Here is a 15,886-nt window from a genome sequence, read left to right as displayed (position 1 = left end):
AATCTCAACAAGCTGCCAAGAGAATATGCCTTCCTTTAGGTAAATCTAACCCTGTCTTTTTCTTCTCAACTTTTGATGAAGTCGATAGGGAATTGTTAAAGGTTTCATCCTGTGCAAAAATCAAGGTAGATAAAGGGCGATCTCTGGTATCGTCTGGAGCTAGGCGTGTACCTTCAACACTTCTAGTTCCTGCACCTGCATGACAGCAATCAAAAATTACAATAACACGAGGCTCTTTTTCTGCTACTTTAGCTAGTAAATACCTGAGTTCTTTATCGGCTAAATCATAACCGCCTGGACTACGGCTATCGTAGCAAACTAAGGTTTCATTTAAGCCGTCTGGGTCTAGATACAATAATTCTTCTGGGGCTTTTTGTTGGCCACCATGTCCTGAATAGTAGAATAGGGCAATATCATCGCTTCCTGCTTGGCAAAGGTACTGCTGAAAACCATCTATGATTCCTTGACGAGTAGCTTGTTCGTTAATCAGAACTCTCGGTTCAAATAATTCCCATTTTCTTTCTTCTTTTCCTTTTATTTCTTCTGTGAGATAGGCTTCTATGGCCTTAATGTCGTTTTCACAGCCATTTAATTTAGGTACTTCTGAATCTGGTGCATATTGGTCGATACCTACTAGCAAAGCATAAATCTTTTTAGTCGCGGATAATTCTGAACTATTTGGGTTCATCTCAGTTCCTCTGTATTGTATGTTTTTTTGAATTGATTAATAATTTCAGCCATTGACATTCTCCCTACGCTGTTATGAAAAGACAGCACAGGATTTCTCAACCTCACAAAGCGGGGTTTCTGTTAGCTCATTAATGTTTGTGATAAGTTCATTTTATCCCAAGAGGTAATAAAATCATAAATTTCCTTCCTTTTTTATCCTGTTTCAAGGGGTTATTTCAGTGATTAGTTATCAGTCTCAACAGAAAAGCTCTGGGAACCAAAATCTTCCTGTTCATTACCTTGAAGGATATAACCTGTACCTAATTGGTTAATGTTACCATGACTAAGAGTTTTTCTAGGCTTCAATTTAATTCTAATTTCCTTTGCAGGAGCTAAACCCTCTACTCCTAAAACTGCTGGTATAGTAATTTTTTTCATTTCTATATCTTATATTTCCATTAATTAACTATTAATATTATGCCTTATTTTTTTTGAGTAAATTACAAGTTATTTAGAGGTTTTTTGATTTTTTAATTAATGTTTTTATCGGTAAATTTATCTAAAATCAGCTAAAATTTTAAGAATAATCACTGAGAATAATTAGATTTTTTATATGATTTTATTTCCACAAAATCACGGAGTTTTAAAAGCAATATCTGGCAATATGAAAGAAATAGTTGGTTAGCAGAAATAATCAGGCTAAAATTACTGTAAATTTACCCAGTAGTTTTCACTGATTTCAGCTTTACCAAAAAATGAAGTCCAAAGTCTCCCATTTGAAGGGCATGAAAAGCGGTCGAGGGATGCTAAGGTCCCCTCAGCATATCCAATCGACCAAGAAAGAATAAATTTCATTGTTTCAAGTCTCCTTATTGCAGAGGTACTTATAACTGAAATGACCAGGAGTGAATATTCTCTGTCAAAATTATTTGTAGTGGACTGACACAGCTAAAATGGTGCAATCCTAGGGGCAGGTTCCAGTTCAAATCCGGATAATAGCGCGATAGAACTTCGTTCTGCTGACGTGACCAAAAAACCTTCTCCCTTTCAACCTTTCTTTCCCCTCTGCCTTTCGGCCCGGAATGCTGCGCAAATACCATAGCTGTCCTCTGTCTTCCTTTCTCCTAAGTGTTAGTATTCAACCGGACATGATATTAGATGTTGCCTGTTTATTGCTCGTTTCCTAATTCCGAGATATTTTTTGCACAACCCAAATATAATTGCTAGAAGTCCCATAATGCCTCCGTCATCTGGCCTAAAGATTCTTAAGATATGGAAAAGAATAATTTAGACTAATTGTCCTTGTGATAATTTCTAATCGGTAAGTCCTAATACTTATAGAAACTTTTAGCTATATAGGAGTTGTATCCATGCCTTTAAAAGTAGCCATCAATGGATTTGGCCGTATTGGACGTCTAGTATTCCGTGCTGGACTAAACTACCCGGACTTAATCGAGTTTGTGGGAATTAACGACTTAGTACCACCACAAAACCTAGCTTATTTATTGAAATATGATTCAACTCACGGACGTTTCCAAGGGGAAGTAACTGCCTCCGATGATGGCATAACTATTAACGGAAAGTTGATTCCCTGTGTATCGATTAGAAACCCTGCTGAATTGCCCTGGAAAGAAAAAGGTGCAGATTATGTAGTTGAGTCTACAGGATTATTTACCACTTTTGACGGTGCTTCAAATCATTTGGCAGCAGGCGCAAAGCGAGTCATTATTTCAGCTCCAACAAAAGATCCAGATAGGGTAAAAACCTTGTTGATGGGTGTTAATCACGATCAATTCGAGCCTACCGAAGATACTATTGTTTCTAATGCTAGTTGTACTACTAATTGTTTAGCCCCTATTGCTAAAGTTATTGATGATAATTTTGGTTTGGCAGAAGGTCTAATGACAACTGTTCACGCTATGACTGCTACTCAACCAACTGTAGACGGTCCGAGTAAAAAAGATTTTCGGGGTGGACGTGGTGCAGCTCAAAATATTATTCCCGCTTCTACTGGTGCAGCAAAAGCAGTAACTCTGGTTTTACCACAATTAAAAGGCAAGCTGACTGGTATGGCATTCCGGGTTCCGACTCCAGATGTTTCTGTAGTTGATTTAACTTTCAAGAGCGAGAAGTCAACTAGCTACAAAGAAATTTGTGCAGCGATGAAAGCTGCTGCCGAAGGACCGATGAAGGGTATTCTTGGATATACTGAAGACCCTGTAGTTTCGACTGATTTTACCAGCGACTCTCACTCTAGTATTTTTGATGCAGGTGCTGGAATTGAACTTAACTCCAATTTCTTTAAGGTTGTTTCTTGGTATGATAATGAATGGGGTTATTCTTGTCGAGTAGTAGATTTAATGTTATCAATGGCACAAAAAGAAGGTATTTTAAGTAAATAGCTAACTAACAATAATTCAATTATGGTAGAGGCGTGGAGTGCCTCTACATTTTATTCTTCTTTTGTTTCCCTGATTGATAAGTATAGCAGAAGGAAGAAAGAAGAAGGAAAAATATTGCTTTGCCTGAGTTTTAAGCTTTTGATCTGTCTGCGCCCTTTCCTTCTTCCTTCTACTATATCATAATATAATTATATAAAAATAAGTTAAATGGAGTCAGCTTTTATGTCTGAACTACCACCACTGAATAAAGAAACTATTCAGGCAATTATTGATGAAAAAATTGATGATAATACTGTTAATCAGTTAGTTTGGTATTATCTTGGTTATCGCTATGATGCTAATACTGATAAATGGGATGCTTCTAGTGTCGCACCGGAGTGGCGAGATGAATATCTAGAACCTCCTAATTTTATTGAATTTCGCCCGCCCACTGTCAAGTTAACTCGTTCTATTCCTAAAGAAAATAAACAGTTACTGAAGCAAAAGTTGGGTTTTAAAGGTTATAAAATAGGAGAATTTACTCCTGTGCAAGCACGCCGTGCTACTATGGCAAATTGGCTTTTAAGCTACATGGAAATTAGTAGTCGTTGATATTTTTTATATCAAATTGTAGTAAATATCTTTATAAATTTTCATACATTGTAGAGACTTTCATTTCAATAGAATGTTTCTACATTTTTTTCACCATAGTAATGATTTGATTTGTCAAAAATCTAATAATGGCCAAGGAGTGAGGTTGTTCAACCGAATTTGATATTATAATATTATGTTCGGATAATTAGGGCTTGCTGATTAAATCTAAAAGCATTTACAGATAAAGGTTTTAGCCTTTTTAGAACGAAAAAAAAGTGCAACTTTTTAAGCTTGAGCGACCAAAAAGTTAGGATTTTGGGCTAACTACGGCAAAAAAATAAAGGGATAAATATATCCGACTACCTCCTCTAAATCCCCAATTCCTCCTGACTTCCCCTCCTGGGAGGGGGAGGGGCGAGGGGTGGGTTGACTCCTGACTTCTGACTCCTACCCCTGCCAAAAGACTTTTTCAGCAAACCCTAATTCCCACATTCCGCACCACAAAATGTAGCAACCGAAGAAGGAGTCAGGAGACAGCTATACTGGAGACAGAATTTTAGAAGAAAATTATAGCTGCCGTGATTGAGTCATCATCAGAGCAAGTATTTATGCGTAAATTTTTTACTAGGAAGATCGATGAACGAAAAAAGTATTGAGATGATTTGCATAGTATAAATACCTACCAAGCTACAGATTCATATACTACTTTTAATGATACGCTCTTGAAGTTCCAAATGTGGGCTAATTAGTTATAATAATAGTTATAATAGAATTTTTGTTTGTAGTTGGGCTTTAGCCCTTTACAGAACTTTTGATATTGATGAACCACATTATCACAATCACGCACCCTATAGGGACGTTCCATGGAACGTCCTTACTGTAGTCTACCGGAATGAAAACCCTTGTAAATATTGGCCTTAGGGCTAAAGCACAACTATGAACCTAATTATAACTGTTCTACTGTAAGGGTAGCTCCCCAGAAGGGGTCACATAATATTACCTAATTGCCAGACATTTTTTCACATTTTCACAACCAAAATTAGGATTGCTATAGATGTCTATTGATTGATTAAATTGAACTAATCTTCTACACATCCATCTAGTTTTTCTGAATTTTTTTCCAAAATTATGACATCCGAGCTACTCTCTATTTTGGCTTGTTCAATCCAACCTTTATCTTTTGGTTGTAATAAAACATTAGAAAATTCTGGGTCAATATTTGAGGGAGTTTCAGTTGAACAAACAACTTGTAATTCTAACCAAGTTTCTTCAGGTTGATTCAATTTTCTAGTTACTTCGAGAATACTACCATTACTAACTATACCTTTAACTTTCTTATTTGTTCTATTATTTAGTAATTCAATCGGTTCCTGTGACTTTTCCTGAGAACGATCGCTATGATTAATCAATATAAGTGAACCTATATCCAAAGATAAACTAGGAGAAGATGTAGGATTTGGTTGTTGGCTAGGCTTTTCCGTATTTGCTGCAACAGTACTACTATTTGGAGACTTTACAGGCCATGGCGGTGTTAATTCTTTTGCTAAGGGACTTAAAAAATATGCTAATATTCCACCTAATACCAGAAGTATCAGAATTCCTGACAAGTAAAACCACCCACTTTTATATTCTGAGTCATATGGAAAATTTTTGGGTTTATTGTCGAAAAATTGATTATCTGATGAATTAAATTCCGAATTTTTTCGTGATTTTTCTACTTTTAAATGCTGAACTTTTACAGGTGGAACAGACAATTCTGTTATCTGACCTTTATCAGTTACTTGATAATACACTAAAGCTACTGTTACATTATCATGCCCATTTGTGGCGTTAGCAATTTCTATTAATCTATCTCTCACTGTAGCTAGATTTGTTTTCCCTTCTAGCAATGGTAATATTTCTGTTTGCCAATATTCTTCTACTCGATTTCTATCGCTTAAACCATCAGAACAAATCAAGAAAATACTATCTTCATCTATTGGAAAACGTTGTACAGTTGGATGTAAACTTGTTGAGGCCGTAATACCCAAAGCTTGTACTAGAGCACCTGATGCAATTTGGTTGACGGCATCTTGATATAAAGAGTAGCCTAATCTGACTTGACGAGTCGCAACATCATCATCTAGAGTTACTTGATAACATCGAGTCGGAGTAATCCAATAAGCACGACTATCTCCTACATGAGCTATGTAGAGTTCATGGAGATGGGCGAGTGCCATAACTAGAGTGGTCCCCATCCGTTGACGACCCTGACGTTGCTCGTTATCGTTACGCTCATAGATAGCATCATTAGCAGCATAAGCAGATTCTTCTAATTTTGTAGTTATAGTCAGAGCATCGCCTTGTTCGGGTATATTATTATGTAATCTTTGGCACAAAACTTTAATTGCTAACTCTGATGCTTCTTCTCCTCCTTCTTGACCACCAATACCATCGCAGACCATAGCTACTGTTTTATAACTCGGTGGATAGCTAATGGCTGTTTTGCTGGGTGGGTAACAAGCATCTTCATTGTTAGAACGATTAGGTCCGGTATCTGTAGCAGTGGCAATGTTAATTTTTCTAATTTGCGATCGCCCCAATAATTCCAGAGCTTGATCTAGTTGTACTATAAGCTGATCGGCATTGTAGACTTCACCTGCAATCATTTGGTGAAACAGTTGTTTCAAGAATTTTTCTACTGCTGGATGAGCATTGCTTGCCCATTTCTGCCAGAATCTACCTAAGTGCTGCAATGTCAAAGATTTTTGATCTGCCTGTAGCTCTAATAAGCGTACTAATTGTCCTTCTACCCGCAGATTTTCTGAATTTAGCAAACTAGAAGCTACTTTTTGCACATTCAACGGTTGCCAAAGTTGAGCTATTTGCCATAACCAATTTAACTGTCGCATTGGTGTAGCATCCTTCCATGATGTAGCTATTTTTGGCATTAAGCTTCCTGAGTTGGAATTAATTGGCCCTCCTTCTAGGAGCCAAATTTCTCGAGTCCTTTTTTTTTCTGTTACTGATAAAATTCCATAAACTTGAGGAATATGAAGTCTATAGGGAAATAATCTCAAATATGGTTCTATTTCACCCGGAATTTCTTCGGGCATCTGGGGTGTTTTTTCTGGTTGAGTATCCAGTAGTATTTGATCGTCTTGAACTTGATAACGATCTACTATTATTTCTCCTGACCGATAGGTTTTTATCCCTTCACCTATAACCCACAGGTAGTGTTTTGGCATAGTGTTTTGCATCAGGGGTCCTCGCAGCTTTCGGCCATTTCTTTGATCGGTTAGATTTATCGATTTATCTTTAATTATTTATGCTAGTTGAATTAGGTCTTTGTTCTTGATTTTTCAGCATAATTTCAATATCTATCTAAAAATATCTAATTCCTAAACTGTTTTACTGATAAAACTATAAATATTATCTTGATTGTCAGTTGTACTAAGTTAATTTTATTATATATTGTTTTTAATCATTTGAGGTCATTCATGTTTAAATCTTCTGATTCTAATGCTCTTAGTAATTTTACCAATCAAGAAACTAATTACAAACAGCCACTTCCTAAGTATAGATATAGATTAGCTGTTAACTCAACTTAAACATTCTCATAAATTATATTATAAAATGTTTAATATGGAAATTTTTGCTTTAGTCGAAACTCTAGAGCAATTTTTTCCTGATATTTGGAGTTAGTCAACTTATGGCCAATTGTCAGGTATCTATGAAGCAATTTTTACAACATTATCAAAGTATGTAATCCGATAACAGTGATGTTATCAGATTATTATCAGGACTTACGCAAATTGATTTTTAAACCACTATTTGTAGGGGCGAATGGTATTGGCTAACGCCAAGCTCCCCTAACGCCGTCGCTATATGTATAGTCTCTGCGTAAGTCCCGATTGATTATATTAGAGATTAAATTTTAATATCCTATTGAGCTTCAGGGTCAATATCTACTCTTGGTAGTCCTAGACTATAGTTATTGACACGACTACCAAGATTATAGCTAATTTGACCTGATTGTAATAGCGATCGCACAAAATGCTCTAAATCGGAACCTATACGACGTAGGTTGTATTCAGTTAAATCTTCCCCACTACAAGATTCTACCAGATCGTCAAACTTTCTGTAAATCTGCTGCACGGCAGTATCATTCCAGTTAAGTTCGTTATCGGGGTCAATATCGAGGGTTAATACCTGATCATCAGGAACAAGTTCATTGTCTTCTATAACTCCGGCAAAAATACGAATATGTCTAGTTGTTGACTTTAATAGCATGAGTAATTTTCTCTCTATGACTTTTTGTTAAATTCTATCGTAAGTATTGAAGTATCAAATTACTTAACTTTATGGGTTAAAAAATTCTCACGGAAAAATATTCAGATAATTCACGCTAAAACACTATATTAATAGGATTAAAGCTATAGTGCTACGCTATATTTAGTGTTTATAACTAAAAAATTTGTAACAGCATTTCTGAATAGTAATGCTATGTTTGATTACCGTCTCCCTATCTCTCTATCTCCCTATCTCCCCATGAGTTACAGCGGTTTTCATATTGATCAACCACATCGTCACAATCAAAATCCTGTAGGGACGTTCCAGAACGTCCTTACTGTGATCTACTTAAATGAAAAGCGCTGTAAAGATAAATAGTAAACTTTTTGAGATTTGGTATAACATCAAGTTCGCTAAATTCGGTATAAAAAAATGTTCCATCACAAGCGCCATTGCCAAATCTTTCTCGATATTCCCCTCCTGGGAGGGGGAGGGGCGAGGGGTGGGTCTCCATCTCCCCATTTCCCTATTTCCCTATTTCCCGATCTCCCCTACTCCCCTACTCCCATTCTGGACCCATTAACTTACCTCTTAATTGCCATTTACCTAACTTGGGGTCATCAACTTCTAGTAACCCACTGTATAACTCTTGTTTGGTGTATGGACTATCTAAAACAGGCCAATTTTTTAAAATTCTTTTTTCCCCATTAACTACTGCGTCCCCAATAGCACCATCTTGCTTATATGTCATAACTACGCGATCGCCAGCTAAACTCAAATAACTTAAACGCCCTTGACTCTCCCATTCCCTATCATCAACGAGAGTTTTATCCAAGGCCTGTTTTAAACTTTCAAAATCTCCAATATCAGCTACTCTTGCTACATCAGTAACCCAAGCTGTCCTTTTTCCTTTAGCAACCATTGCTTGATATTCTTTATATTTCCGAGATAATGGTTGTAAACTTACCTCTGCTGCCCAAGGTCGAGCACATAGCCAAATATTTTCAATGCGCCAAATATACCAATTTTTATATTTTCTCGGTTCGCCATAACGCTTTGGCAAAACTAAATGCGACTGTGCTGGCACTCCTGCTTGCAAATCTCGATCGCTGAGAATTAACTGAAATATTACTGCTCCCTTCTGCTGAACATATTGATCGCCGGGACTACGTCCAGTTGCTTGGGGTCCATGATAAGTGCCACCTAAACCTACTACTGCGTTATTAATGCCTTCAGGGTCGCGCACTACTAACTTATAAGTAGTATATTGTGCACTAATTGTACCCTCGACTTGATAACTGCGAGTAGGCTCTAATAAAGTTCCTAAACTATAGTCCTCAGTTATATAGAATTTTTCCCATAAGCGGTTTCCTTGAGAGTAACTATAGTAAATTGGATGACTTGCTCTGAGCTGAAATGGTAATGGCACTTGTTTACGAGCGAGTGCCCTCAGATGTTCTGGAGGACGATATGTGCTTAGAGCTGCTGGCAATGCTAACCTAGCAGTACCATTTCTCATCTTTTCTGCAGCTTCAGTGCCTTCTCCCCACCACATCCATGCTACTGCACCTAACTCAGTATTCCAGGTACTGCGATCGAAACCCCGACTTTCTGCACCTCCAGCAGTCCCCCAACTTAGTCTTAGTGCCATATTAGTTGCATACCAATCTAGTAAACCTTTTGCCAGTTTTTTCAATTCTGGGTCGCGAGCAAAATCATATAGATTGAGTAATCCACCAATACTATATCCATAATAAGTGGAAGAATGAAATTCTCCTTGTCCAATAGTTAAAAACTTATTCAGCTCTGCTCGCAACCATGCCTCATTTGTGGCTTCACTTGCGGGGTCTTCTACAGGCCAACCACTTCCATCCATCAACGCTAAACCAGATGCACGTTGCATAAACATATGATTTTCTGTTCCAGTTTTGATCCAGTTGAAAACTTTCGGTCGTTGTAGTTGATTTTTGTAAGATGCTAATACATCAGATGGCATTTTATCTCTAAATAAAAAGAAAATTCGCACATCTAGATAACTACGGAAGTGATAAAGGCTTGGTTTATCTTTATCTAGTTGGAATAAAATTTTCCAGGTTTTTTCTTGATTATAAAGTTTTCCTATTTGTGTATCTTCTAAACTTAATCTGGCTAAAATTACTGGCAGTAGATATTTATGAGGGTCTCCAATTTTTCTTGGTCTCCACCAACTATCTAGTTCTTTTAAGTCTACGGCTGCTAGTTTCTTACGAATTGCCAAACTTCTTGCTTGAAATTTACTTTCTTCTTCTACAGTATTTGGCTGTAACAATGTTGTATTGTTTTTGTCATCTATTTTCTGTGTTTTTGGGCTGTTTTTTTGACATCCTAATATTATGAAATTCAAGGCTATAGTTAATATTATTACTATGGGAATATATTTTTTTTGCTGATTTTTCATATACTTTTAAACTCTTACTTAAAGTATTTTTTTTACGCCATTTGCTTGATTTATCAATACTTTTGAATGCTATATAGTACTTAATATTTATACAGTGGCAATAGTAACAGTTAATATTAATTATTGATTCAGTATAACATTCAAATTATTGGTTATATGATATAATTATTCCCTTAATTATGCTGAACAAGTATCTTTTTTCAAAAAAATCTGGCAACCATTGATTAATATGATTATCCTTAATATCTTATACTATTTTTTTTGTAACTATGGATTGAAGAATTTTGTTGAAGATTTTTTTTGACCTTATTCTGCTAATAATTATTCTCTTTTATAGAGTGTAACTTCATAGAAAAATGGCATAAATTACAGAATTATGCTTTAACTATGGTGACATAAGTCACGATTTTTCTAGATAAATATAACTTAGAGGAAAGTTATTTATCACAGTTATTAATTGTTAAATTGGGAATACTATAAACAGTATATTATGATGAACTACTATGAACTATCAAACCCTTTTACCAGAAGTAATTATTGCAGAGTTAGTATTCCAAGTCTATGGATTTGGTATTTTGACTAAAGAACACAGAAAACAGCTCAGAAGTTGATTTTTATACCATAATTTGAGTGAAGAAGATACAACAGCTATTAATCGATTACTTCATGGGATTCGGTGTGGATGGCTGAGGATAGCAGATTGATATTTTTGCTATTCAGCTTGGCTAATAATCATAAAATTTATTTTTTTTTAAAATACCCCTTTTCTAAATTATTTGAAAGATATAACATACCTTTACCTTTAAATAACACAAAAATTTCAGCTTGTAGAAAATTGGTATAGCATTTCTTAAGAAGTGTGAGATACAACGGAAGGGCGATGCTTCTCCTAAACTAGATCAAAAAATTATTTAATAAAATATAATGATTGTGGCTTGAAATACAAGTGACAGTTTTAGGTAAAATTAAAACTATCCTATTTTTAGGTTATCACTATTATTTTAAAGTTCAAAAATGAGCAATCTTTACATCTCTTGGTTAGACTATCATCAAAAAATTGAGTATCTAGCAGCAAAAATTTATCAATCTCAATGGCAGTTCAATCAAATTGTTTGTTTGGCTAGAGGAGGATTACGAGTAGGAGATATTTTGTCTCGCATTTTTAAAAAACCTTTAGCGATTCTAGCTACTTCCTCTTATGGTGGTATTAAAGGCCAGGAACAGGGTAAGATGATCATAGGAAAAAATTTAACTATGACTACATATCGTTTAGGTAGTCATGTGTTGCTAGCTGATGATCTAGTAGATTCGGGAGTTAGTATAGATAAGTCTATCGCTTGGCTTCAGGATAATTATGGTCAAGAAATTCAGGAACTCAAAACAGCAGTTTTGTGGTATAAGGCTTGCTCTATATTTGAACCTGACTACTATGTTGATTATTTGCCAGATAATCCTTGGGTCCATCAACCGTTTGAAATATATGAACAAATAAGTGCTGCTGATTTAGCTTTTACTTTGACTAGGATGAACATAGATCGGTAGGGAGACAAAATTATTTGTATATTTAATGCTCAAGTATATTTTCTATTCCCTGTTACCAAACCGGGCATTCCCTAGCTCCACTAAATTGTTAAATTAATTTGTGATACTATGTGCGGATGATTAAGTATAATAAGAATATTTGACTGAAGCGATCTTGAATGAATATCCCAAATTTTTGCTCCGTTTCCACTGTTCCTTATTGAATTTACACCTACGACCTACCATCTAAGAACTTTATTATGACTAATTAAGCGTACATTATATTACAGGTACTTGTGGATAGAGATATTTAAGTTTCATTGAATACTTTACTTTTTTTGTAAAGATTTTATAGATGTAGAAAAAAAATTTATAGTATGTTAGGAAATCCCTAAATTAACTAAACTTGTGGTGGCAATTAGAGTATCATATCTAGGCTTAAATAAGTGAACAATTTTAATTACCTGATTTCAGGCTGAGGTTTTATGGTAAAGTTTATTATTAATAATAGTATATATTTATTGAATTTGCTATGTTTGCTCCTAAACTAACCTTGAATATGGTGGAAGGGTCTATATCTTTTGATTTTAGTCCTGAAGCTGCAAAGAATTTACAAAGTGTGATCGTTCAATTAATGCAACAATTAAAAACTGCTGCTGGTAGTCCAGGAAAATTAACTCCACAGAAACCTATGGAATATCAGTATACAGGAGATGTCTTTTTAGAAATATTTTGCAATCCTAATATTTGGCCTAGTCCTTTTGCCGCTAAAGTTTTGATTACTTTACGAGATGAGCGGATTCGGATTACTACTGAAGCTGAACTTACTAGGCTTAATGAGGATATTAGTCAATATTTAGAGCAAGTAGGCTGAAAATTTTTAATTTTAGAAAATATACTACATCTCTAGCAAATAAATAATACAGCATATTCCTCGCATAAGAAGTACAGATATTAATAATTAAATTAAATGAATACAAGTGCGGGGATCTTGCCCGCGAGGGGTGTACTTCACCAAAGTGGAATCCACTGTATTATGTCCGCTTGAATACTTATGATTGAGATAGTAGAAGTGTGGAGAGATTTGGTCTTGAACTTAGTAGGTAAAAAATGGAATTAATAACAACAAATAGTAATGTACATCAAGAGTATCAACTTTCAAAATTAGATAGCAAAATGGGACTTGCACCTTATATTGGTGTAATAAGTTGGTATAAACATCGAATAGATTCTCATAGATTAAAAATAGCAATTCAAAAAATACTAGATAGTGTGCCAATTTTGGGAGGGAGATTAGTCAAGAAATTGTTTTCTCCGTTAAAAGTTGTATGTAACCCACAAAAAGATGGTGTTGCTTTTATTCATATTGATCTAAACGAACAGGAAATAAATATTGATAATTTATTAGATGCCAAAACTTATATAAAAAATGAATTCAATATTCCCAAAAAATCTTCAGATGCTATTAATAAAGATACTCCATTGGTATATGTAATTTTAAATCATAATCAAAATTATTATGGCATAACTCTATTTGTTAATCATCTCATAGCAGATGGTGGAACATATTTTCAATTATTAGAATATCTTTCTCAAGCATACGAAGACCCAGAATATGTTGCTAAATCTGAACCATTATTTACAATAGATTTTAATAAAATAGACAATTTTATGGCTGCAAGTTTTCAAAAATTATCATGGAAAGATAAACTTTTAAGTTCAACATCTTTTATTGTTTTCATATTGAGATATTTTCTTCAAAATAAGAATAATTGGAGTTATATTGAATGTATTTTAACCAAAGAAAAGCTAGACTTAATTAAGAGGAAAAATCAAAATCAGCCTAATAAAGAAATAGCATATAGCACAAACGATGCTTTATTTGAATTTTTGTCAGTTGTTCCTATTAAACGATTTATTTTTCCTTGTAATCTAAGATATAGAAATGTTGGCATACCAGAAAATTATTTAGGAAATGCTGAAGCTTTAGTCTCGGATTTAACTAAAGCAGAAAACAATTATATGTTCAAACATACTGATGTAAGAAAATCAATCAATGAACTTCCACGAATATACAGTTTGATACCTACTTTTAATAACAATTACTTTTTTCATAATTCATGGGTTAAATTACAAAACTATTTACCTGGTTTTGGTGGGAAATTAATTCTACAAAAGGTGTTTGAATTTGATGATATACCAAAAAAAGAGTTATTATCATTTGCTGTGAAATGTTCACTGATATACAAATTGACAGAAAATAAATATTTATTGATATATATAAATTTAAAAGATGCTGTTTCGCAAGTTGGAAAGAAGTTAACAAATTTGGGTGTGGAAGAAGTTATTATTAAAGGACTTTCATAAAGTAGATGATAATCACCAATTGCGTCTGTTTCAACAATAAATTAGGGTTTGTGTATGGAAAGTCTTTTTGTTGAGGTAGGGAGTAGGGAGTAGTTAGGGTCTGCTGAATAAAGTCTTTTTGTTGGGGTAGGAAACAGGAGACAGGAGACAACCCACCCCTAACCCCTCTCAGGAGGGGAAGACAACCCACCCCTAGCCCCTCTCAGGAGGGGAAGAAATGGGGAATGTAGAGAAGGCAGTAGGAAGAATTATCCCTTGATTTTTCTGCTATATTCAGTCCAAAATCCGCTCCTTTTTGAGCTGCCGGAAGACGAAAACCTTGTACTTTTTAAAGACCTAAAAAGGCTAAAACCAATATCAGTCAATGCTTTGATATTTAATCAGCAAGCCCTAAATATAAAAGTATTTATAGATAAAGATTTCAGTCTTTTTCGGGTCGGAAAAAGTGCAAGTTTTTAGGCTGCTCAGGTTGAAAAACTTAGCATTTTATATTAACTAGGAAAGAAAAATTCAGAAACTATTTTTTCAATTACTTCCTTTGTAATTCCTCTAAATCCTTACTCTTAACTAGGGTTTGCTGATTAATTCTAAAAGTCTTAACTGATATTGGTTTTAGCGTTTTAGAGTTGAAAAAAGTACCAGCTTTTCGGTGGTAAGAGCTGCAAAAAGCTAGTATTTTGGGATGATTATGGCAGAAAAATTGAGAGGCAATTCTTAACTCCTACCTCCTCGCTTATTCCCATTTCTCCTGTCTTCCCCTCCTGGGAGTGGGAGGGGCTAGGGGTAGGTTATCTCCTGTCTCCTACCTAAGCAAAAAGACTTTATTCAGCAAGCCCTAACTACTCCCTACTCCCTACTCCCTACTCCCTACTCCCTACCTCCACAAAAAGACTTTTTCAGCAAGCCCTAGCTAATGGCTGAATACCTACGAAAATATACTTTATAGCTAAAAATATTCTCAAATAACTTTGTCACTTGCTTCTATCCGCGTTATATTATCCAGTACAGTCAGTTTCTCATCTGTACTAAGAGAGAAATTACCGAAAAGTGACGTTGAAGGCCCCCGTGTTTTAACCCTATGCTTTATAAACATCTTTCTTAACATAAAACGTAGACATTATAGACAAGTTATGTACTAGCCTTTCAAAGATTTTTGCCAGAGAAAAAGTGTATTAAAAAGTAGATTTTTTTTGATAAATTAAGTAGTTTTTCCTATTTACTATGATTCTTTCTCCCTTCTCCCCTACTCCCTACTCCCCTACTCCCCTACTCCACACAAGGTTTTCAGGAGTTCCTTATAAAGCATAGGTTTTAACCGGGGGATGAAAACAAGCGAGTCGTTTAGACTAGACAACTTTAGTTGTCCTATGCTATTATCACCTACAATAACTTTTCTGTCTGCCCGTTTAAATCTTTCGATGGTGACAATCTACCTAATTATGGTGAAAAACCATGAGATTGGAAACCGTCACCGAAAAGAATAAAGCGGTGCAGCGTCGCCAAAGGGGATTTCCCATAAGAGCGACTGCATCAAGACAGGGTGGTTTGTATAGAGCCGATAATAATTGGCGTGAAGACTGTAGACTGTAAGGTCGTGGCAAATATAATCACAAAAGTAAGCAGAAAGCAATAGGGGCGAACGGCC

At 35.2% G+C, this 15,886-nt stretch carries 12 protein-coding genes; 6 read left to right on the top strand and 6 right to left on the bottom strand.

Annotated features, from left to right (window positions below; translation table 11 throughout):
* Window positions 1-4: 4 nt before the first annotated feature.
* Together F6K18_RS03875 and F6K18_RS03870 are read right to left on the bottom strand one after the other, a co-directional pair.
* Window positions 5-688: a caspase family protein gene (locus F6K18_RS03875; RefSeq protein ID WP_287518827.1), complete on the bottom strand. Its 684-nt coding sequence runs from the start codon at window positions 686-688 to the stop codon at window positions 5-7.
* 224 nt (window positions 689-912) lie between these two features.
* Window positions 913-1,107, bottom strand: a complete 195-nt coding sequence (locus F6K18_RS03870; RefSeq protein WP_287518826.1) for a hypothetical protein — start codon at window positions 1,105-1,107, stop codon at window positions 913-915.
* Between the two features lie 932 nt (window positions 1,108-2,039).
* Between F6K18_RS03870 and gap the strand changes: the two genes are divergently transcribed.
* Window positions 2,040-3,071 (top strand): type I glyceraldehyde-3-phosphate dehydrogenase, encoded by a 1,032-nt coding sequence (gene gap, locus F6K18_RS03865; protein ID WP_287518825.1) that lies wholly within the window; start codon window positions 2,040-2,042, stop codon window positions 3,069-3,071.
* 222 nt (window positions 3,072-3,293) lie between these two features.
* Window positions 3,294-3,662, top strand: a complete 369-nt coding sequence (locus F6K18_RS03860) for a DUF1823 family protein (RefSeq protein ID WP_287274197.1) — start codon at window positions 3,294-3,296, stop codon at window positions 3,660-3,662.
* A gap of 1,061 nt (window positions 3,663-4,723) precedes the next feature.
* Here F6K18_RS03860 and F6K18_RS03855 read toward each other — a convergent pair.
* From F6K18_RS03855 to F6K18_RS03840, 4 genes are all read right to left on the bottom strand, one after another.
* Entirely contained in the window at window positions 4,724-6,871 is a 2,148-nt protein-coding gene (locus F6K18_RS03855) for a protein phosphatase 2C domain-containing protein (protein ID WP_287518824.1), read from the bottom strand.
* A 697-nt stretch (window positions 6,872-7,568) separates the two neighbouring features.
* Window positions 7,569-7,916 (bottom strand): NAD(P)H-quinone oxidoreductase subunit M, encoded by a 348-nt coding sequence (locus tag F6K18_RS03850; protein ID WP_124142856.1) that lies wholly within the window; start codon window positions 7,914-7,916, stop codon window positions 7,569-7,571.
* A gap of 334 nt (window positions 7,917-8,250) precedes the next feature.
* The gene (locus F6K18_RS03845) at window positions 8,251-8,430 is read right to left on the bottom strand and encodes a hypothetical protein (RefSeq protein WP_287518823.1); all 180 of its coding nucleotides are present in this window, start codon (window positions 8,428-8,430) and stop codon (window positions 8,251-8,253) included.
* Between the two features lie 45 nt (window positions 8,431-8,475).
* The gene (locus F6K18_RS03840; protein WP_287518822.1) at window positions 8,476-10,353 is read right to left on the bottom strand and encodes a hypothetical protein; all 1,878 of its coding nucleotides are present in this window, start codon (window positions 10,351-10,353) and stop codon (window positions 8,476-8,478) included.
* Between the two features lie 1,014 nt (window positions 10,354-11,367).
* Between F6K18_RS03840 and F6K18_RS03835 the strand changes: the two genes are divergently transcribed.
* From F6K18_RS03835 to F6K18_RS03820, 4 genes are all read left to right on the top strand, one after another.
* Entirely contained in the window at window positions 11,368-11,895 is a 528-nt protein-coding gene (locus tag F6K18_RS03835; protein ID WP_287245174.1) for a phosphoribosyltransferase, read from the top strand.
* Between the two features lie 511 nt (window positions 11,896-12,406).
* On the top strand, window positions 12,407-12,748 hold the full coding sequence (locus F6K18_RS03830) for a hypothetical protein (RefSeq protein WP_287243523.1): 342 nt from the start codon (window positions 12,407-12,409) through the stop codon (window positions 12,746-12,748).
* A 236-nt stretch (window positions 12,749-12,984) separates the two neighbouring features.
* On the top strand, window positions 12,985-14,241 hold the full coding sequence (locus F6K18_RS03825) for a hypothetical protein (protein ID WP_287518821.1): 1,257 nt from the start codon (window positions 12,985-12,987) through the stop codon (window positions 14,239-14,241).
* A 1,452-nt stretch (window positions 14,242-15,693) separates the two neighbouring features.
* Window positions 15,694-15,831: a hypothetical protein gene (locus tag F6K18_RS03820; RefSeq protein WP_287518820.1), complete on the top strand. Its 138-nt coding sequence runs from the start codon at window positions 15,694-15,696 to the stop codon at window positions 15,829-15,831.
* Window positions 15,832-15,886: the final 55 nt, after the last annotated feature.

It is taken from the genome of Okeania sp. SIO2C2, assembly GCF_010692625.1.
Classification (GTDB): domain Bacteria; phylum Cyanobacteriota; class Cyanobacteriia; order Cyanobacteriales; family Microcoleaceae; genus Okeania; species Okeania hirsuta.
The sequence above is the reverse complement of the archived record's forward strand: the minus strand, read 5'-3'. Positions and strand labels throughout refer to the sequence as shown.